Source organism: Nocardia sp. NPDC019323 (assembly GCF_044389845.1).
In the GTDB taxonomy this organism is placed as follows: domain Bacteria; phylum Actinomycetota; class Actinomycetes; order Mycobacteriales; family Mycobacteriaceae; genus Nocardia; species Nocardia implantans.
In genome coordinates this window covers 24,208-43,353 of sequence record NZ_JBIRYN010000012.1, presented here as the reverse complement: position 1 = coordinate 43,353, position 19,146 = coordinate 24,208, and the positions used below count along the sequence as shown (strand labels likewise).

At 70.4% G+C, this 19,146-nt stretch carries 18 protein-coding genes; 10 read left to right on the top strand and 8 right to left on the bottom strand.

Annotated elements, in window-relative coordinates; all coding sequences use genetic code 11:
• The first annotated feature begins 38 nt into the window (after positions 1-38).
• Entirely contained in the window at positions 39-1,166 is a 1,128-nt protein-coding gene (locus ACH49X_RS30385; RefSeq protein WP_357208028.1) for a glycosyltransferase, read from the top strand.
• 115 nt (positions 1,167-1,281) lie between these two features.
• The gene (locus ACH49X_RS30380) at positions 1,282-2,121 is read left to right on the top strand and encodes an SDR family oxidoreductase (protein ID WP_357208026.1); all 840 of its coding nucleotides are present in this window, start codon (positions 1,282-1,284) and stop codon (positions 2,119-2,121) included.
• Here ACH49X_RS30380 and soxR read toward each other — a convergent pair.
• Positions 2,090-2,578 carry a redox-sensitive transcriptional activator SoxR gene (gene soxR / locus ACH49X_RS30375; RefSeq protein ID WP_067795363.1) on the bottom strand — a complete coding sequence of 163 codons (489 nt, stop codon included), beginning with the start codon at positions 2,576-2,578 and terminating at the stop codon, positions 2,090-2,092. The genes ACH49X_RS30380 and soxR overlap by 32 nt on opposite strands.
• A 135-nt stretch (positions 2,579-2,713) precedes the next feature.
• On the opposite strand from soxR, the gene arcA reads away from it, so the two are divergent.
• Together arcA and ACH49X_RS30365 are read left to right on the top strand one after the other, a co-directional pair.
• Entirely contained in the window at positions 2,714-3,970 is a 1,257-nt protein-coding gene (gene arcA / locus ACH49X_RS30370; RefSeq protein WP_195082454.1) for an arginine deiminase, read from the top strand.
• 8 nt (positions 3,971-3,978) lie between these two features.
• Positions 3,979-4,338 (top strand): GntR family transcriptional regulator, encoded by a 360-nt coding sequence (locus tag ACH49X_RS30365; protein ID WP_195044206.1) that lies wholly within the window; start codon positions 3,979-3,981, stop codon positions 4,336-4,338.
• 58 nt (positions 4,339-4,396) lie between these two features.
• Here the strand turns inward: ACH49X_RS30365 and ACH49X_RS30360 are convergent, their stop codons facing one another.
• Entirely contained in the window at positions 4,397-6,022 is a 1,626-nt protein-coding gene (locus tag ACH49X_RS30360) for a phospholipid carrier-dependent glycosyltransferase (protein ID WP_195082455.1), read from the bottom strand.
• A gap of 169 nt (positions 6,023-6,191) precedes the next feature.
• Between ACH49X_RS30360 and rsmI the strand changes: the two genes are divergently transcribed.
• The gene (rsmI, locus tag ACH49X_RS30355; protein ID WP_323124155.1) at positions 6,192-7,040 is read left to right on the top strand and encodes a 16S rRNA (cytidine(1402)-2'-O)-methyltransferase; all 849 of its coding nucleotides are present in this window, start codon (positions 6,192-6,194) and stop codon (positions 7,038-7,040) included.
• A 65-nt stretch (positions 7,041-7,105) separates the two neighbouring features.
• The gene (locus ACH49X_RS30350; RefSeq protein ID WP_195082456.1) at positions 7,106-7,858 is read left to right on the top strand and encodes an isocitrate lyase/phosphoenolpyruvate mutase family protein; all 753 of its coding nucleotides are present in this window, start codon (positions 7,106-7,108) and stop codon (positions 7,856-7,858) included.
• Positions 7,859-7,936: 78 nt separating this feature from the next.
• On the opposite strand, the gene ACH49X_RS30345 is transcribed toward ACH49X_RS30350, so the two are convergent.
• Positions 7,937-8,605 (bottom strand): TetR/AcrR family transcriptional regulator, encoded by a 669-nt coding sequence (locus tag ACH49X_RS30345; protein ID WP_195082457.1) that lies wholly within the window; start codon positions 8,603-8,605, stop codon positions 7,937-7,939.
• Between the two features lie 210 nt (positions 8,606-8,815).
• Complete coding sequence (gene metG, locus ACH49X_RS30340; RefSeq protein WP_323124156.1) at positions 8,816-10,402, bottom strand: methionine--tRNA ligase; 1,587 nt, start codon at positions 10,400-10,402, stop codon at positions 8,816-8,818.
• Between the two features lie 71 nt (positions 10,403-10,473).
• Between metG and ACH49X_RS30335 the strand changes: the two genes are divergently transcribed.
• The 3 genes from ACH49X_RS30335 (at position 10,474) to rsmA (ending at position 13,561) form a co-directional block, all read left to right on the top strand.
• Complete coding sequence (locus ACH49X_RS30335) at positions 10,474-11,301, top strand: TatD family hydrolase (RefSeq protein ID WP_195082459.1); 828 nt, start codon at positions 10,474-10,476, stop codon at positions 11,299-11,301.
• A 209-nt stretch (positions 11,302-11,510) separates the two neighbouring features.
• Positions 11,511-12,638 (top strand): transglycosylase family protein, encoded by a 1,128-nt coding sequence (locus ACH49X_RS30330; protein ID WP_357103777.1) that lies wholly within the window; start codon positions 11,511-11,513, stop codon positions 12,636-12,638.
• A gap of 41 nt (positions 12,639-12,679) precedes the next feature.
• Positions 12,680-13,561, top strand: a complete 882-nt coding sequence (gene rsmA / locus ACH49X_RS30325) for a 16S rRNA (adenine(1518)-N(6)/adenine(1519)-N(6))-dimethyltransferase RsmA (protein ID WP_357103774.1) — start codon at positions 12,680-12,682, stop codon at positions 13,559-13,561.
• A gap of 70 nt (positions 13,562-13,631) precedes the next feature.
• Here rsmA and ACH49X_RS30320 read toward each other — a convergent pair whose 3' ends face one another.
• A complete protein-coding gene (locus tag ACH49X_RS30320) occupies positions 13,632-13,838 on the bottom strand; it encodes a heavy-metal-associated domain-containing protein (protein WP_195082461.1) in 207 nt (68 codons plus the stop codon).
• 154 nt (positions 13,839-13,992) lie between these two features.
• The gene (locus ACH49X_RS30315) at positions 13,993-15,795 is read right to left on the bottom strand and encodes an ABC-F family ATP-binding cassette domain-containing protein (protein ID WP_357103771.1); all 1,803 of its coding nucleotides are present in this window, start codon (positions 15,793-15,795) and stop codon (positions 13,993-13,995) included.
• A 269-nt stretch (positions 15,796-16,064) separates the two neighbouring features.
• Between ACH49X_RS30315 and ACH49X_RS30310 the strand changes: the two genes are divergently transcribed.
• Positions 16,065-16,913, top strand: coding sequence for an LLM class flavin-dependent oxidoreductase (locus ACH49X_RS30310; RefSeq protein WP_357103768.1), 849 nt, complete (start codon positions 16,065-16,067; stop codon positions 16,911-16,913).
• A 405-nt stretch (positions 16,914-17,318) separates the two neighbouring features.
• On the opposite strand, the gene ACH49X_RS30305 is transcribed toward ACH49X_RS30310, so the two are convergent.
• Together ACH49X_RS30305 and ACH49X_RS30300 are read right to left on the bottom strand one after the other, a co-directional pair.
• The gene (locus ACH49X_RS30305) at positions 17,319-18,254 is read right to left on the bottom strand and encodes a 4-(cytidine 5'-diphospho)-2-C-methyl-D-erythritol kinase (protein WP_195082464.1); all 936 of its coding nucleotides are present in this window, start codon (positions 18,252-18,254) and stop codon (positions 17,319-17,321) included.
• 80 nt (positions 18,255-18,334) lie between these two features.
• Complete coding sequence (locus tag ACH49X_RS30300; protein ID WP_195082465.1) at positions 18,335-19,087, bottom strand: SDR family oxidoreductase; 753 nt, start codon at positions 19,085-19,087, stop codon at positions 18,335-18,337.
• Between the last annotated feature and the right edge of the window lie 59 nt (positions 19,088-19,146).

Below are 19,146 nucleotides of genomic sequence, written 5' to 3'. Positions count from 1 at the left end.
TGGGCGCGGGTAACCCGATCCGCTGCACGATCGGCGACGTGCGCATAGTTCAGCTTGCGAACTTCTACGGCCCGCGGTCGGGTGGGTTGCGCACGGCGCTGCACCACCTGGGCGAGGGTTACGTCGCCGCCGGACACGACGTGGTGCTGATCGTGCCGGGCCCGCACCGGTCGGAGGAGATCCTGCCCACCGGGGTCGTGCGGATCACGCTGCCGGCGTTGGCCATTCCGTGGACCGGCGGTTACCGTGCCGCCGATCCACGCCGGGTGGCCGACGTCCTGGACGGATTGCGGCCGGACGTGCTCGAGGTCTCCGACCGGTTGACGCTGCGCGGCTTCGGTCGCTGGGCGCGGCGGCGCGGCGTGACCGGCGTGATGATCTCCCACGAGCGGCTCGACCGCCTGCTCGGTCAGGTGCTGCCCGGTCCGATGGCGCGGCGGTGCGCCGACGTGGCCAACCGGCACACCGCCACCGATTACGACATCGTCGTGTGCACCACCCGCTTCGCGCGGGAGGAGTTCTCGCGCATCGGCGCGGAGAACGTCGAGCTGGTCCCGCTCGGCGTCGACCTCGAGCTGTTCAATCCGCACCGGCGTGATCGCGGGCTGCGGGCCGATCTGGGGGTCCCGGGTCATCCGCTGCTGGTGCACTGCGGCCGGTTGTCGGTCGAGAAACGGGTGGATCGCAGCATCGAGGCGGTCGGCGCGTTGCGGGAAGCAGGCATCGAGGCGCGGTTGGTCGTCGCCGGGGACGGTCCGCGCCGGGAGGCGTTGCGGCGGCGGGCCCGCGCGCTGGCCCCGCTGCCCGGCGGGGTGCCCGCCGTGCACTTCACCGGTTTCATCGCCGAGCGCGCGATGGTCGCCACCCTGCTCGCCACCGCCGACGTCTCGCTGGCGCCGGGCCCGCACGAGACCTTCGGCCTCGCGGCGCTGGAGGCGCTCGCGGCGGGCACGCCCGTGGTGGCGAGCCGATCCTCCGCGCTGGCCGACATCGTGACCGCCGACTGCGGCGCGGTGGCCGCCGACCATCCCTCCGCGTTCGCGCGGGCGGTCAGCGACGTGCTCGCCATGCCGCAGGCCCGTCGGCGCAGCGCCGCGCGCAGTCGCGCCGAGCAGTTCACCTGGCCGCGCGCCGTCGCGGGCATGCTGGCGGTACTGGGTCGTTGACGGCGTCCCGGTCGGCGGCCGTCCGCTGGACTACCCTGCGGAGAACCGATTCGGCGATTCGAGATGGGATGCGCAGTTGCTGGGTAGAGGTCGCGGGCGAGCGGGTCGAACGACGGTGCGCGATGCGAAGGTGCTGGTCACGGGTGCGGCGAGCGGCATAGGCCGGGCCACCGCGCTGGCCGCCGCCGCGCAGGGGGCGCATCTGGTGCTCACCGACATCAACGCCGAGGGCTTGGACGCCACGGTGGCGGACATCCGCGCGGCGGGCGGGGACGTCGCCGCGGCGCGAGCGCTGGACATCACCGACTACGACGCCGTGCGCGCCTTCGCCGACCGGGTGCACGCGGACCTCGGCAGCCTGGACGTCGTGATGAACATCGCGGGCACGTCGGTCTGGGGGACGGTGGAGAACCTGGAGCACAAGCACTGGCGGCGCATGGTCGAGGTCAACCTGATGGGGCCGATCCACGTCATCGAGACGTTCGTGCCGCCCATGGTGCGCGCGGGCAATGGCGGTGCGCTGGTGAACGTGTCGTCGGCGGCGGGCCTGCTCGCGTTGCCGTGGCACGCGGCCTACAGCGCGGGCAAATTCGGCATTCGCGGCGTGTCCGAGGTCCTGCGGGTGGATCTGGCGCAGCACGGCATCTCGGTGCACTTGGTGGCGCCCGGCGCGGTGAACACTCCGCTGGTGCACAGCGTCGAGCTGGTCGGGGTGAACAAAGAGGACCCGAAGATCAAGCGGCTCACCGCGGCGTTCACCGAGCACGCGGTGCCGCCGGAGCGGGTGGCCACGGCGATACTGCGCGGGATCGAACGCAACCGGTTCCTGATCTACAGCTCGTTCGACATCCGTTTCGGTTACTGGTGGAAGCGCAAGTTCGCCTTTCCCTACGAGTTCCTGATGCGGCGCACCAGCGCGCGGTTCAGCAGGCTGCTGGCTTCGACGGGCAGTTGAGCTGCACGTCGAGCACCCGCGCGCCGGGGCCTTCGGCGCCGAGCCGGTCGTGCTCGTTGACCAGGCGGCAGGTGCCGAGGGACAGGCAGCCGCAGCCGATGCAGCCGGTGAGGCTGTCGCGCAGCCGGATCAGCTGGGTGATCCGGTCGTCGAGGTCGGCGCGCCAGGTGGTGGACAGGGTCTCCCAGTCGCGCCGGGTGGGCGTGCGGCCTTCCGGCAGTTGATCGAGGGCGGCGCGGATCTCGCTCAGCGGTATGCCGACGCGCTGGGAGATGCGGATGAACGCCACGCGGCGCAAGGTCTCGCGGGCATATCTGCGCTGATTCCCGCTGGTGCGTCTGCTCGTGATGAGCCCTTCGCGTTCGTAGAAGTGCAACGCGGAGACCGCGACTCCACTACGCTCGGAGAGCTGCCCGGGGGTCAGCTCTTTCGCCCGCCAATCGGCTGCTGTCGACATGCACGCTCCTCCCAATCACCTCAACAATACTTGAGGTTAGGGTGTGCCGGACCGGATTCGCCGATCGCATGGCGATCCGCACGCCGAAGCCGGAATTTCCGTGCTCTCCCGGCCGCGGCGCACTACGGTTCGATCATGGGAGCAGATGCTGTGTCCGCGCGGGAGGGCGCGCGTTTGGCCGTGACATCCGAAGTCGGCACGCTGCGTACGGTGCTGTTGCACCGGCCTGGCAACGAACTGCGCAGGCTGACCCCGCGCAACAACGATCAGTTGCTGTTCGACGGCATCCCGTGGGTGGAGCGCGCACAGCAGGAGCACGACACGTTCGCCGACGTCCTGCGCGGCCGCGGCACCGAGGTGCTGTTGCTGTCGGACCTGCTCGCCGAGACCATCGAGGTCAGCGGCGCGGCGCGGATCCAGGGCATCTCGGCCGCCGTCGACGCGCGCAGGCTGGGACACACGCTGGCCGACGAACTGGCCGCCTACCTGCGCGGCGTGCCCGCGCGGGAACTGGCCGAGATCCTGATGGCGGGGATGACCTTCGACGAGTTGCCGTTCGGGCCCGACGCCACCTCGCTGGTGCGCCGCATGCACCACGGCGGCGACTTCGTCATCGATCCGCTGCCCAATCTGCTGTTCACCCGGGATTCCTCGTTCTGGGTGGGGCCGCGCGTCGCGATCACCTCGCTGGCGCTGCCCGCCCGGGCCAGGGAGACCTCGCTGACCGATCTGATCTACGCGTTCCATCCCCGCTTCCTGGGCGTGCGCCGGGCGTACGAATCGCATACCGCTCCGATCGAAGGGGGCGACGTGCTGCTGCTGTCGGACGGTGTGGTCGCGGTGGGCGTCGGCGAGCGCACCTCGCCCGCGGGGGCGGAAGCGTTGGCGCGCAGCCTGTTCGACGACGACCTCGCCCACACCGTGCTGGTGGTGCCGATCGCGCAGACCCGAGCGACCATGCATTTGGACACGGTGTGCACGATGGTCGACGCCGACGCCATCGTGATGTATCCGGCGGTGCGTGAATCGCTGTGCGCCTTCACCATCCGCAAGGCCGACGACTACGGCGGACGGCTCGGCAGCGGCCGGGTCGACATCAGCGGCCCCGATCCGTTCCTGCCCGCGGCCGCCGAGGCGATGGGCATCGGCAAGCTGCGGGTGATCGACACGGGGCTGGACGGCGTCACCGCCGAACGGGAGCAGTGGGACGACGGCAACAACACCCTCGCGCTCGCTCCTGGCGTGGTCGTCGCCTACGAGCGCAACGAGATGACCAACGCCAGACTGGAGGACGAAGGCATCGAGGTGCTGCGCATCCCCGGCTCGGAACTCGGCTCCGGCCGCGGCGGCCCGCGCTGCCTGTCCTGCCCGCTGTCGCGCGACGAGCTGTGAGCGCGGGCATGTTCACCATCACGGTCTCGCACGACTCCGCTGTGCCGCCCTACGAGCAGCTACGCCTCGGCATCATCGCCCAGGTGCGCTCCGGCGAGCTGACCGCGGGCACCAAGATCCCCACCGTCCGCGCCCTTGCGGCCCAACTCGGCCTCGCCCCCAACACGGTGGCACGCGCCTACCGCGAGCTGGAGGCGGACGGGGTGGTCGAAACCCGGGGCAGGCAAGGTTCGTTCATCGCCTCCTCAGGAGACCCGACCCGCGACGTGGCGGGCCGCGCGGCCACGGCGTACGTCGCGACCGTGCGCAGACTGGGTTTGGACGACGCCACCGCCCTCCGCTACGTGCAGGCGGCGCTGGAAGGTTGAGGTGTCCGGCCGTCTGCCCGGGCTGATCGCCGTCTTCGCGACGGGCTGGTCACACCTCTCACCTCCAGCTGGGCAGCCAGAGGTGGTCGTGCCAGTTGGCCGGGGTGATCGGTAGCGCGGTGAGAATCGGCCACAGCCAGATGAAATTGGCGATCACCAGGCCCAGGTAGAGGCAGACCGCGAGGAGGCCGAGGCTGCGGCGCTCGTTCGGCGGAGCGGGCAGGTAGGTCCCGGCGGGGCTGCGTGGGATGGTGCTCGCCCGCGCGGGGCCGAGCACGTCGCCGAGCACCAGCGCCACGCCCATCGCCAGGAACGGAGCCATCGGGACGGCGTAGAAGTAGTACATCTGCCGGTCGAGGGTGGCGAACCAGGGCAGCAGCGCGGCGCCGTAGCCGACCAGCACCGCGCCGTGGCGCCAGTCGCGCCGGACCACGGCGCGCCACAGCATCCAGGCCAGCACCGGGAAGGCCACCCACCAGATGGCGGGCGTCCCGATCAGCATCACGGCCTTCACGCATTGGGTCTGCCCGCACCCGGTGACGCCGCTGTCGGCGTAGTAGTACAGCATCGGGCGCAAGCCCATCGGCCAGGTCCACGGCTTGGATTCCCAGGGGTGATGGTTGCCCGCCGAATTGGTCAGTTCCGTGTGGAATTCCAGCGATCTGGCATTGAAATACCAGAGCGAACGCAGTGCGCCCGGCACCACGTGCGACCAGAATCCTCCGGTGCCGATCGGATCCGTCGGCGCGGACGGATTGCCCGGCATGTACCGGTACACGCCGGTCTCGCTCGCGAACCAGGCCCAGTAGCTGGCCAGATAGACGCCGAGCGGCACGAGCACCAGCGCGTACAGCGCGGGCCCGATGTCGCGCAGCGCCACCCCGAGCCAGGGACGGCGCACGCCGTAGAGCCGCCGCGCCGAGAGGTCGAAGTAGACGCTCATCAAGCCGAAGGCGGCGATGAAATAGATCCCGGACCATTTGGTCCCGCAGGCCAGCCCGAGCAGCACGCCGGCGCCGAAGCGCCACCAGCGCACCCCGAGGCGCGGCCCCCAGTCGGTCACGCCGATCCGGCCCTCCGCGTCGGCGCGCGCGAACCGGGCGCGCTCCTCGTCGCGGTCGACGATCAGGCAGCCGAAGGCGGCGGTGACGAACAGCGCCATGAAGATGTCCAGCATGCCGATGCGCGAGGAGACGAAGGTCAGCCCGTCGGCGATCAGCAGGATGCCCGCGATCGCGCCGATCAGCGTCGACCGCGTCATCCGCCGCGTGATCCGGATGACCAGCAGCACCAGCAGTGTTCCGGCGAGCGCGGCGGTGAACCGCCAGCCCCAGCCGTTGTAGCCGAACATCGCCTCGCCGATCGCGATGAACTGCTTGCCGACCGGAGGATGCACCACCAGCCCGTAACCGGGGTTGTCCTCCACCCAGCCGCCGGTGAGCATCTGCCAGGCCTGCGGGGCGTAGTGCTTCTCGTCGAACACGGGGGTGCCCGCGTCGGTCGGGTAATTGAGCATGGTGAAGCGCGTCACCGCCGCGATCGCGGTGAGGAACGCCGTCACCAGCCAGCCGCGCGCGCGGTCGGTCGGCCCGAAGTCGCGTGGCGGCCGCAGCGGTCCCGGGCTCGACCAGGAGGGCACGGACGTGAACCGTGCGGTCGCGCGCTGGTCGGTCACCTGGGTCACGCCTCCGATCGTATGCGGCCTCGCCTCTGCGGGTCTTCAGGCCGTACCGGTTGGGTGGCGCCGGACGGGTTGCCGGTGCGCCTGCCCCTCGTTGCCGCCGGTATCTGCCCGGGTCGCGTCGGTGGATAGGCTGCGGGTGGGGCGGTTACATGATGCGGACAGGAGTGCGGTGGTCAACGAGACGGCGGGCGGGCTGGTGCTCGCGGCGACGCCGATGGGCGATGTCGGTGACGCCTCGCAGCGGCTGCGCGATGCGCTGTCCACGGCCGATGTCGTCGCCGCCGAGGACACCCGTCGCACCAGGTCGCTGGCGAAGGCGCTGGGCGTGGAGATCTCCGGCCGGGTGGTCAGTTTCTACGATCACGTCGAGACCGCGCGGATCCCGATGTTGCTCGACGAGATCGCCGACGGCCGCACGGTCCTGCTGGTGACCGACGCGGGCATGCCGTCGGTGAGCGATCCCGGCTACCGCATGGTGGCGGCGTGCGTGGAGCGGGACCTGCCGGTGACCTGTCTGCCGGGGCCATCGGCGGTGACCACGGCGCTGGCCCTGTCGGCCCTGCCGGTGGAGCGGTTCTGCTTCGACGGTTTCCCGCCGCGCAAATCCGGCCAGCGCCGGGAATGGTTGCGCAGCTTGGTCGCCGAACCGCGCGCCTGCGTCTTCTTCGAGGCGCCGCATCGGCTCGCCGACTGCCTGGCCGACGCGGTCGAGATCCTCGGCGCCGACCGCCGCGCCGCCGTGTGCCGTGAGCTGACCAAGACCTACGAGGAAGTGATCCGGGGGACGCTGGCCGAACTGGCCGAGTGGGCCGTCGAGGGCGCACGCGGCGAGATCACCGTGGTGCTCGCAGGCGCCAAGCCCGCTGCCGTGGACCCGGCCGACCTGGTGGACGCCGTCGAATCCCGCGCCGCGACGGGCCTGCGCCTGAAGGACGCCTGCGCCGAGGTCGCCGCCGCGCACGCCGTCTCCCGGCGCGAGCTCTACGACGCGGTCCTCGCCGCGCGCCGCACCTCCTAGCCGCCGCGGATTCCTCCGCGCGGGGTGGTCGACCCGGGGCGCGGGCGGCGGGCATGATCATCGGTATGACTTCTCTGGAGAGCAAGGCCACGACGTTTCTCGGGTTGCACGTGCCGGGTGATCCGGGCGTCTTCCCGACGGTGTGGGATGCCTGGTCCGCGAAAGTCGCCGTGGCGGCGGGCTTTCCGGCCTTGACTGTCGGCAGTCATCCGCTGGCCGATTCGATCGGCCGCTCGGACGGGGAAGGAATGACCTTCGACGAGTCGCTGACCCGGGTCCGGCAGATCACGGCGGCGGTGGACGTTCCGGTGTCGGTCGACATCGAGTCGGGCTACGGGCAGGAGCCGGCGCGACTGGTCGACGGCCTGCTCGAGGCGGGCGCGATCGGACTGAACATCGAGGACACCGTGCACAGCGAGGGCAAGCGCCTGCGCACGGGCGAGGAACACGCCGCCCTCGTGCACGGACTGCGCGAGGCCGCCGACGCCGCGGGCGTGCACCTGGTGATCAACGCGCGCACCGACCTGCTCCTGCGCCAGGACGGGGACGAGGCCGACCGGGTGGACCGCGCGATCGAGCGGCTGAGGCTGGCCGCCGAGGCGGGCGCGGACGTGTTGTTCCCGGTGGGCAGGCACGCCGACGCCGACATGCGCCGCTTGACCGGTGAACTGCCGCTGCCGATCAGCGCGACCGTCCTCCCCGATCAGGCCGACAAGGCCGCCCTCGCCGACCAAGGCGTCGCGCGGATCACCTTCGGCCCGTTCTTGCAGGCCGCGCTGACGAGGGAGATCAATACCCTGCTCGACCGCTGGAAGTGAGAAACGCTCTCGCGATGAGCCCCACCGGGCGACCGGTGGGGCGGGCGGCGCACCGGCCGAGCGCACACGCCGTCTCGATCAGGACGGAACGGGCAGTCCGAGCGCGCTCATGACGAACTGGACGAACAGCGGCGCCAGATCCGGGACGCGCGCCGGTCCGTCGGAGACGATCACTCGCCGCGTCCGCTCGCCGATCGCGTCCGGGATGAGGGCGATCAGGCCGTCGGACAGCTCGGGCAGCGCCGGGTCCGTCGCGCGCGCCTCGTCGTAGAACACCCGGTACAGCTGAGCGAAGCGGTCGACGGCCAGATCGCGATAGCCGACGGCCTCCTGGTTCACCTTGAACGACTCCACGAGCACCAGCCTGGCGAAATCCGGCTCGGTGGCGACGGTCTGGCAGAAGGTGACGACGATGGATTCGATCTTCGCGTAGGCGTCCGCGTCCGGCGGCAGCTGGGCCAGCTCGTCGGCGATCCTGGTCGCCATGATGTCGACGCCGGTGTGCACGGCCTCGGCGAAGCACTCCTCTTTGTTCGCGAAGTGGTCGTAGAAGGTCGTCCGCGAAACCCTCGCTCTGGCAACGATGTCGGTGAGGGTGGTGGCCGGGTAGCCCTTGTTGTCGACCGACTCCACCATGGCCTCGACCAGCCTGCCGCGCTGCGACGTGAGCACGGCCTCGCGTGCCGCCCGATGCCGTTCGGCGAAACCGGACCGGTGAACGGATGCCGTCGCGTGCTGCTGGCCCATAAGTGCCCTCTCTGTGCCGGAACCGATTCCGAACGGAACGTCGTCGTACCGATCGCACACGGTCCGGGGCGTCGCCAGGCCGCGAACCGGTGTTTCATTATCCGACAACGCATTCCACGGCGGGAAGGCAGGTGGATCCACCCGTGGGCATGCCGTCGCGGAACACCGGAAAGCGTTGTGCGCGTTGCCGTTACGGCAGGCGAGAAGGGGTCAGTCCTTCGGTTCGACGTACTTCGGGAACACCGGTTCCGGCGCGGGCAGCGTCAGCCCCGGCTCGATCGGCGTCGCGATGTCGGCGAACGTGCGGCTCTGCTGCCCCAGCTGGTCGAGGATGCGGCCCGCCGATCCCGGCATCACCGGCTGCACCAGGATGGCGACGATGCGCAGCACCTCCAGCGTCACGTACAGCACGGTGGCCTCGCGGGCGAGATCCTCCGGGGTGCCCGACTTCGCCAGCGCCCACGGCGCCTGCGCGGAGAAGTACCGGTTGGTCTCGCCCAGGGTCAGCCAGATCGCCTCCAGGGCGAGATGCATCTGCTGCGCGTCGAATTCGGTCCGGCAGCGCTCCAGCAGGCCGCCCGCCAGATCCAGCAGGGCGCGGTCGTCGTCGGTGAACTCGCCCGGCGTCGGCACCACGCCGCCGCAGTCGCGCGCGACCAGCTTGGTGCTGCGCTGCACCAGGTTGCCGAACTCGTTGGCCAGGTCGCTGTTGATCCGGCTCACGATGGCCTCGTGGCTGTAGCTGCCGTCCTGGCCGTAGGAGATCTCGCGCAGCAGGAAGAAGCGCACCGCGTCCAAGCCGTAGTTCTCCACCAGCTCCAGCGGGTCGACCACGTTGCCGACGGACTTGGACATCTTCTCGCCCTTGTTGTACAGGAACCCGTGCACGAACACGCGTTTCGGCAGCTCCACTCCGGCCGAGAGCAGGAACGCGGGCCAGTACACGGTGTGGAACCGGGTGATGTCCTTGCCGATGATGTGCACGTCGGCGGGCCAGAACTTGCCGAAGGCGGCGGAGGAGGTGTCCGGGAAGCCGACGCCGGTGAGGTAGTTGGTGAGCGCGTCCACCCACACGTACATGACGTGGTCGGGATGGCCGGGCACCGGCACGCCCCAGTCGAAGGTGGTGCGCGAGATGGACAGGTCCTTCAGGCCGGCCTTGACGTAGCTGACGATCTCGTTGCGCCGGGTGGCCGGCGCGATGAACTCCGGATGCTCCTCGTAGAGCGCCAGCAGCTTGTCCTGGTAGGCCGACAGCCGGAAGAAGTAGTTCGACTCCTCGGTCCAGGTGACCGGCGTCTTGGACTCGGTGGAGATGCGGGTGCCGTCCTCCAGCACCGTGGTCTCCTCGTCGGTGTAGAACGCCTCGTCCCGCACCGAATACCAGCCGGAGTAGTTGCCGAGGTAGATGTCGCCGTTGGCCAGCATCCGCTCCCAGATGGCGACGCTGGCCTCTTGGTGGTCGGCGTCGGTGGTGCGGATGAAGCGGTCGAAGGAGATGTCGAGCGTCTTGTCCAGCGCCTCGAACACGTCGGAGTTGCGCGCCGCGAGCTCTTCCACCGGAATGCCCTCGGCGGCCGCGGCCTGCTGCATCTTCTGGCCGTGCTCGTCGGTGCCGGTCATGAAGAACACGTCGTAACCGTCGAGGCGCTTGAAGCGGGCGATGGCGTCGGCCGAGATGTACTCGTACGCATGCCCGATGTGCGGCGCGCCGTTCGGGTAGGCGATGGCCGTGGTGATGTAGAAGGCGGGGCGGTCAGCTGCGCTCATGGTGTGTCTACTGTAATGCGCGTGCATTCTTTCGCTCGCGTGAATATGCCCGTCGCCGCTTCGCGCGTCCCACCGTCCGTGTGGCGGGGTGGCCGCCGATGAGCGCGAAACGCGCCGCGCCGGAGCTGCCCGAGCCGCTGTCGCCGATCGTGGACGCGCACACCCACCTGGACGCCTGCGGCGCGACCGACGCGGCATCCACCGCGGCGATCGTCGACCGGGCCGCCTCGGTCGGCGTCGGCCGGGTGGTCACCGTCGCCGACGACCTGGATGCCGCGCGGTGGGCGGTGCGGGCCGCGCAGTGGGACGATCGCGTGTTCGCCGCCGTAGCGCTGCATCCGACCAGGGCGAACGCGCTCGACGACGACGCGAAGGCCGAGCTGGAGCGCCTGGCCGACGACCCGAGGGTGGTCGCCGTCGGCGAGACCGGCTTGGACTACTACTGGCCGGGCAAGCTGGAGGGCTGCGCCGACATCGAGACCCAGATCGAGGGTTTCCGCTGGCACATCGACCTGGCCAAGCGGGTGCGCAAGCCGCTGATGATCCACAACCGCGAAGCCGATCACGATCTGCTGACCGTGCTGCTGGACGAGGGCGCGCCGGAGCGGGTGATCTTCCACTGCTTCTCCTCGGACACGAACATGGCGCTGTCGTGCGTGGCCGAGGGCTACATCCTGAGCTTCTCCGGGACGGTGAGCTTCAAGAACGCGCACGAATTGCGCGAAGCGGCCAAGGTGGTGCCCGACGACCAGATCCTGGTGGAGACCGACGCCCCGTATCTGACCCCGCACCCCTTCCGCGGGGCGCCGAACGAGCCGTATTGCCTGCCGTACACCGTGCGCGCGCTGGCCGAGTTGCGCGAACAGGATCCGCTGGAATTGGCGAAGATCACCACCGCCAACGCGCGGCGCGTCTACCGGATCTGAGCGGGACGCCCGCCGAGTCACACGCGTCCGCGTGGGACGTCATGGATGCCCGTAATGCATCGGTGTACACGAAATGTGTCCTATGTCACTTTCGGCGTTCCGTTTCGTGATTTACCTGCGGGGTCGATATTCGATCGTGATATTGAAAAGGCGCTGTTCCGGAGCTTGCTGTTGTCGGCGCCCTACCCCCTCGTTATCGTGCTGTGACCATGTCCCCCTTCACGCGGATCAACCAGTCGCGTTCGCCGCTGCTGCACATCGCGGTCGGCGCGCTGCTGCTGACGCTGATCGTCGGCGCCGGCCTCGCGATCGTGAATCGCAAGACGGTGACCGTCGTCGTGGACGGCGAGAAGCTCTTCCAGACCACGATGTCGCGCGACGTGCGCGGCGTGCTGAAGGCCGCGGGCTTCGCCGTGACCGACCGGGACAAGGTGGCGCCGGCCCTGGCCGCGCACATCGCCGACGGCGCGACCATCACGCTCAACCGCGCGCGTGAGGTCGATCTGTCGGTCGACGGGTTGACGCAGAAGGTCTGGACCACCGGAGTGACCGCGGGGGAGGCGCTCGAGCAGCTGAAGATCCCGAAAGAGGTCTACGTCTCGCCCGCCCGCGACGAGCGGCTCCCGCTGCAGGGCGCGTCGTTGACGATCGCGACGCCGCGGGTGGTCTCGCTGGTGGACGGCATCGGCAACCCGGTGGACGTGCGCGCCGCCGCACCCACCGTCGGCAAGTTCCTCGAGGTGACCGGCATCCCGCTGATCGAGCAGGACTCCGTGGAACCGGCCGCGTCCACGCCGCTGACGAACGGCCTGCGCGTCACCGTGACGCGCAAGCGGGTCGAACAGCGCACCGAGACGCTGCCGCTGGATCCGCCGGAGAACGTCATCGAGGACCCGACCATGAACATGAGCCGCACGGTGGTGGAGTCCCCCGGCGCTCCCGGCGTCCAGAACGTCACGTTCGCGGTCACCATGGTCAACGGTCAGGAAGTCGACCGGCAGGCGGTCGGTTCGACGGTGACCGTGGCGGCGCAGCCGAAGACGGTCCGCAAGGGAGCCAAGCCGGGCACCGAGGTGCCCCCGGTGCGGGACGGCGACATCTGGGACGCGCTGGCCCGCTGCGAGTCCACCGGCAACTGGTCGATCAACACCGGCAACGGCTACTACGGCGGCGTGCAGTTCGATCAGGGCACCTGGGAGCGTCAGGGCGGGCTGCGCTACGCCCCCCGCGCGGACCTGGCCACCCGGGAAGAGCAGATCGCCATCGCGGAGATCACCCGGCAGCGGCAGGGCTGGGGCGCCTGGCCCGCGTGCACCGGTCGCCTCGGCATCGGCTGACGCGGGGGAGACGCCGCGCCGCCGGTTGATAGATTCTCGAGGTGTCCGAACCTGATATTTCCGCTCGTGGGAGTGCGGCGCTGCTCGGGCCCGCCGAAGTGCGGGTGCTCGCCGAGCGGTTCGGGGTGCGGCCGACCAAGCAGCTCGGGCAGAACTTCGTGCACGACGCGAACACGGTGCGGCGGATCGTCGCGGCCGCGGGCGTCGGGCGCGGCGATGTGGTGCTCGAGGTCGGGCCAGGTCTCGGTTCGCTGACCCTCGCGCTGCTGGACGTGGTGGACTCGGTGGTCGCCGTGGAAATCGACCCCGTGCTGGCGAGCCACCTTCCGGTGACCGTCGCGGACCGGGCGCCGGAACTCGCGTCGCGCCTGTCGGTGGTCGAGGCGGACGCGCTGCGCGTCACCGCCGCGGACCTGCCCGCCGCGCCGACCGCGCTGGTGGCCAATCTCCCGTACAACGTGGCCGTGCCGGTGCTGTTGCATCTGCTCGCCGAACTGCCCGGCATCGCGGTCGCCCTGGTGATGGTGCAGGCCGAGGTGGCCGATCGCCTTGCCGCCGAGCCCGGCGGCCGTATCTATGGCGTGCCCAGCGTGAAGGCGGGCTTCTTCGGGAAGGTCCGGCGGGCCGGGGCGGTGGGCACCCAAGTGTTCTGGCCGGTCCCGCGAGTCGAGTCCGGTCTGGTCCGGATCGACCGCTTCGCCGAGCCGCCGTGGCCGATGGACGACGAGCATCGCCGCCGTGTTTTCGAGGTCGTCGACGCCGCCTTCGCGCAACGCCGCAAGACGCTGCGCGCGGCGCTCGCCACTTGGGCCGGGTCGCCCGCCGAAGCCGAGCGCCGCCTGCTCGCAGCCGGCATCGCTCCGACCGCGCGCGGCGAAACCCTCGACACCGCCGCGTTCGTCCGGCTGGCAGCCCAGGCGTAGCGCTGTGGGCACGGCAGCGGCCCCGCTACCGGGCCTGGGCCGGTGCGCGGAGCCGCTGGGTGCGACCGGGTCAGACGGCGACTTCGTAGCCCGCTTCGTCCACGGCGGCGACGATATCGGCGTCGGCGATCGGCGCTGTGCTGTCGACGCGGACGGCGCCGCTGGCGAGATCCACCTCGACTCCGGTCACGCCGTCGATCTTGCCGATCTCGGTCTTGACGGAGCTGACGCAGTGCCCGCAGGTCATCCCGGTGACGGTGTAGGTGGTGGTGGGCATGTCCGACTCCTTCGCATCCAGTTCTTCATACGGCCGGGGGGTACCCGACACTCGAAAGATACCCCCTGAGGGTATATGCGGGCAAGGGTGCCCGCGCGGGCTCCGGAGTGGCACATCCCTTCCTGAGCCCCGGTCCTGCTGGGCGAGCCGAGGCTCACACGCCGTCGGCCAGTTCCAGCCAGCGCTCTTCGGCCGTTTCCTTCTCCGCGAGCACCTGCTTGAGCTCCGCGCCGAGGGTGACCAGCTTGTCCGGGTCGGTGGCGGCGTCGGCCAGCGCGACGTGCAAGCGCTGCTCGCGCTCGGACAGCTTGTCGATGGCGCGTTCCAGCCGGGTCAGCTCCTTGCGGGCCGCGCGGTAGGCCGCGGAGTCGGTGGCCGGGGCGTCGGCGGGCTTGGCCTCCGGTGCGGCGGCGCGGGCCTGGTTCGCGGCGAGGGCCGCGCGCTTGGTCAGATACTCCTCGATGCCGCCGGGCAGGTTGGTGAGCTTGCCGTCGCCGAACAACGCCCAGGTCGAGTCGCAGATCCGCTCGATGAGGTACCGGTCGTGACTGATCACGACCAGCGTGCCCGCCCAGTTGTCGAGCAGGTCCTCCAGTTGTTGCAGGGTGTCGATGTCCAGGTCGTTGGTCGGCTCGTCGAGCAGCAGCACGTTCGGTTCCGACATGAGGATGCGGGTCAGCTGCAGGCGCCGCCGCTCGCCGCCGGACAGGTCGCCGACCGGCGTGCGCTGCCGGGCGGGGGTGAAGCCGAGCCGCTCGGCCAGCTGTCCGGCGGAGATCTCCTTGTCGCCCAGCATGATTCGCTGCGCGATCTGCTGCACCGCTTCCAGCACGCGCAGGTCGGTCGGCAGGTCGTCGAGTTCCTGGCGCAGCCAGCCGATCTGGACGGTCTGGCCTTGGATGCGCTTGCCCGCGGCCAAGGTCGCGCCGGTGTCTCCCGCCAGGGTGCGCAACAGCGTCGTCTTGCCCGAGCCGTTGACGCCGACCAGGCCGACGCGCTCGCCCGGCGCCAGCCGCCAGGTCAGGTCGCGGACCAGTTCCCGGCCGTCCGGCGTGGTGAGCGTGACGTCCTCGAGTTCGACGACAACGCGCCCGAGGCGTTTGCGCGCGAAGGCCGCCAGCGAGACGTTGTCGCGCGGCGGCGGCACGTCGGCGATCAGGGCTTCGGCGGCCTCGACCCGGTAGCGCGGCTTGGAGGTGCGCGCCTGCGGGCCGCGCCGCAGCCAGGCCAGTTCCTTACGAGCCAGATTGCGCCGCCGGGCCTCCGACGCGTCCGCCTGGCGGGCGCGCTCGGCCCTGGCGAAGATCCAGTCGCCGTAGCCGCCCTCGTAGCTTTCCACCTTGCCGCCGACCACCTCCCAGGTGCTGGTGGCGACGGTGTCGAGGAACCAGCGGTCGTGGGTCACCACGACCAGCGCGCTGCGGCGGCCCAGCAGGTGCGCGGCCAGCCACTGCACGCCCTCGACGTCCAGGTGGTTGGTCGGCTCGTCGAGCACGAGCAGGTCGAGTTCGCGCACCAGCGCGGCGGCGAGCGCGACCCGGCGACGCTCACCGCCGGAGAGGTTGTCCACCGAGGTGTCCATGCCGAGGCCCGCGATGCCGATGCCGTCCATCACCGAGCGGATGCGCGGGTCGGCGGCCCATTCGTGTTCGGCGACCTCGTCGGTCATCGCGTCGTCGGCCAGCCCGGCCAGCACCACCGAACCGACCGTCGCGCCCGCGGGCAGCGTGCCGCGCTGGGTCACCACCGCCATGCGCAGGCCGCCTAGCCTGCTGACCCGGCCGCTGTCGGGTTCCTCGATGCCGGTGAGCACCTCGAGCAGGGTGGTCTTGCCGCCGCCGTTGAGGCCGACGACTCCGATCCGTTCGCCGGCGTGCACGCCGAGCGAGACGTTCTCCAGCAGCGGCTTGATCCCGAAGCTCTTGTGGACCTGTTCGAGATTGATCAGGTTGGACATGGATCCTTCCGTGTCTTGCGGGGGCGGTCCGATAACGCCCCGGGCCAGCGTACCGACCTGGGTGGACCGTCTGCCGTCCCGGCGAACGACGGCGAGCTTGCGTCGACGAACGGTGTTCGTCTAGATTGGCCGGTAGAACGAACGCTGTTCGTTCGATGACACCGAATCGGCGCTCCCCAGAAGTACAGCCGCAGAGTGGGACGCCCGCCTCGAGCAGAGGCGTCGGCGGGCGGCTCCATCCCATTCCGCATGTTCTCTGGAGGATTCCCATGCACGTCGGCCTCGGCCTGCCCATTTCCGATCCCGCCGCGCTGCTCGACTGGGCCCGGCGCGCCGACGCGGGCCCGTTCCGCACGCTCGGCCTGCTCGATCGGCTGGTCTACGACAATCCCGAGCCGCTGATCGCGCTGGCCGCGATCGCGGGTGCGACCAGCCGCGTCCGCGTTCAGACCGAAGTGCTGCTCGCGCCGCTGCGCGACCCGGTGCTGCTCGCCAAACAGGCCGCCACCCTGGACCGGATGTCCGGCGGACGGTTCGTGCTCGGTCTCGGTGTCGGCGGTCGCGCCGACGACCACTCGGCCTCCGGCACCGACCTGCGCACCAGGGGCCGCCGCCTGGACGAACAGCTCGCGCTCATGCGCCGCCTGTGGGCCGGTGAGCCCTACGGCGACGAGTGTGGGCCGATCGGCCCTGCGCCGCTGCGCCAGGAGGGGCCCGAGATCCTGTTCGGCGGTTTCCAGCCCGCGGCGCTCGAGCGCGTCGGTCGTTGGGGCGGTGGGTTTCTCGCCGCCGCCCCGCCCTCGTGGGCGGGCAAACTCTTCGACACCGTCCGCCTTTCGTGGAAGAACCACGGCAGACCGGGCGAACCCAGGATCGTCGCCCAAGTCAACGTGGCCCTCGGTCCGGACGACGTGATCGAGGACGCCCGCGCATCGATGGGCGCTTACTACGAGTTCAGCGGCTATACCGAGGGCATCCTCGCCGGCCTGCTCACCACACCCGCGCAGATCCGCGCCGCGCTGGCCGAATTCGGTGATCTCGGCGCGGACGAGGTGATGTTCTATTGCTACGGGCGCGACGCCGATCAAATCGATCGGCTGGCCGACCTGCTGCCCTGAGCAAGGCCGCGCATCGGCCGTGCGGGGCGCTCGGTGATGCCGAGCGTTCCCGCTGGATCGGCTCGGCCTGCGTCGTGTGCGGGTCGAGCCCTTCCGTGATGCCGAGTATTCCCGTCGCGTATCGGCGGCAGGCCACGGATATTCGTGCGCGCCGCAGTGTCATCGCAGCATCGTGCAGTGGACACCCCATCGGAACTCGAGCCGTTCGGCCGCGCCTGCCCGGATCGTACGGCGCGGCCGACAATACGCGGAACCGATGCGTTGGGCCGCGCGGTGGACGAACGCGTTCGCGACTGCGGTGTAGTTGCCGGCACCGTGGTGCTGCGCGCTTCGGCCGGGGCGCGCTCGGGTGGCACTCGGCGACTTCCCGCGCCGGAAGCCGCATCTGTCCGCGGCCTCCGGCGGTCAGTGCTTTCCCGGCGCGTCGCCGCTGAGGACGCGCGCGCCCGGCACGGGTCCGCTGGCCGTCCGCACGCTGCGGCAGACGCCCGCGCCCGCGAGTTCGGCGGCCACCGCGATCGCCGATTCCTCGCTCTCGCACAGGAACGCGCAGGTGGGTCCGGAGCCGGAGACGAGTCCGGCCAGCGCGCCCGCGCTGACGCCCGCGCGCAGCGTGCGGCGCAGTTCCGGTTTCAGCGACACCGCGGCGGCCTGCAGATCGTTGCCGAGCAGCGGGGCGAGTTGCCGAGGGTCGCCGGAGGCCAGCGCCTGCATCAACTGCTGCGGCTCGCCGAGCCGGGGCGGTTCGCCGTGCTCGCGCAACCGGTCGAGTTCGGCGAACACCGCAGGCGTGGACAATCCGCCTTTGGCGAAGGCGAGCACCCAGTGAAACGTATTGCGCGACAGCACCGGTAACAGGCGCTCGCCGCGTCCTGTGCCGAGCGCGGTGCCGCCGTGCAGGGCGAACGGAACATCGCTGCCGAGTTCGGCGGCCACCGCGCTCAGTTCCTCCCTGGACAGTCCCAGATCCCACAACTCGTTCAGCCCGACCAGCGCCGCGGCGGCGTCGGCGCTGCCGCCTGCCATGCCGCCGGCCACCGGAATGCCTTTCGTGATGGCGATTTCCACCAGGGGAGCGCGGCCGCCGAGATGCGCGAGCCGGACGGCGGCTTTCCACACCAGATTCGTCCGGTCGGTCGGCACCTCCGCGGCGCCTTCTCCGGTGACCCGGACGGCCAGCGAGCCGGCCGGCGCGATCTCCAGATCGTCGCTCAGGGACAGCGCTTGGAACACCGTGGTCAGGTCGTGGTAGCCGTCGGCCCGCAGGTCGCCCACTCCGAGATGGAGGTTCACCTTCGACGGCGCCCGCACGGTGACGGGACTCGGCACAACTGACAGCACGGTGCTCAAGCGTAATGGGTGCGGTCGGACGGAGTCCGTCTTCAGCCTGCGCACGGCCGGAGCGAAGGCGGAGGTACGCCTTATAGCAGCGCGCCGCCGGTGGCATCGATCCATTGCCCGGTCACCCAGCGTGCGTCGTCGGAGGCGAGGAACCCGACGACGTCGGCGACGTCGGCGGCCTGCCCCACGCGCCGGAGCGGGGACATCGTCGCCACCGAGGCCTGCGCTTCGGCGTTGCGCAGCCAATTCGCGTTCATGTCGGTGTCGATGATGCCGGGCGCCACCGCGTTCACGGTGATGCCGCGCGCGCCGACCTCCTTGGCCAGCACGCTGGTGAAACTGTCGATCGCGGCCTTGGTCATGGTGTAGGCGATCAGTTGCGGCATGTGTGCGCCGTGGGTCAGTCCGGTGGAGATGTTGATGATGCGCCCGCCCGTGCGCAGGCGGTCCAGGCCGAGGCGGGTGATGAAGAACGGGGCTTTGGCGTTGACCGCGAAGACCCGGTCGAACGCCGCTTCGTCGGTCCCGGCGATCGGCTCCCTGATGCCGTCGATGCCCGCGTTGTTCACCAGGATGTCCAGTCCGTCGGCGTGCGCGTCGAACGCCGCCCACAGCGCCTCCGCGTCGCCGGGCACGCCCAGTTCGGCGCGAATCGCGAACGCCGCGCCGCCCGCGGCCTCGATCGCGGCGACGGTCTCCTTCGCGGCCTGTTCGTCGCGGTGGTAGTGCACCGCGACGCGCGCGCCGTCGCGTCCCAGTCGTTCGGCGATAGCCCGTCCGATGCCCCGGCTGCCTCCGGTGACCAGTGCCGTCTTGCCCGTCAGTGCGCCCATGACGCCTTCCTTTCTCTAGCGACCGCTACAGAAAGCAAGGTAGCACATTATCTAGTGAG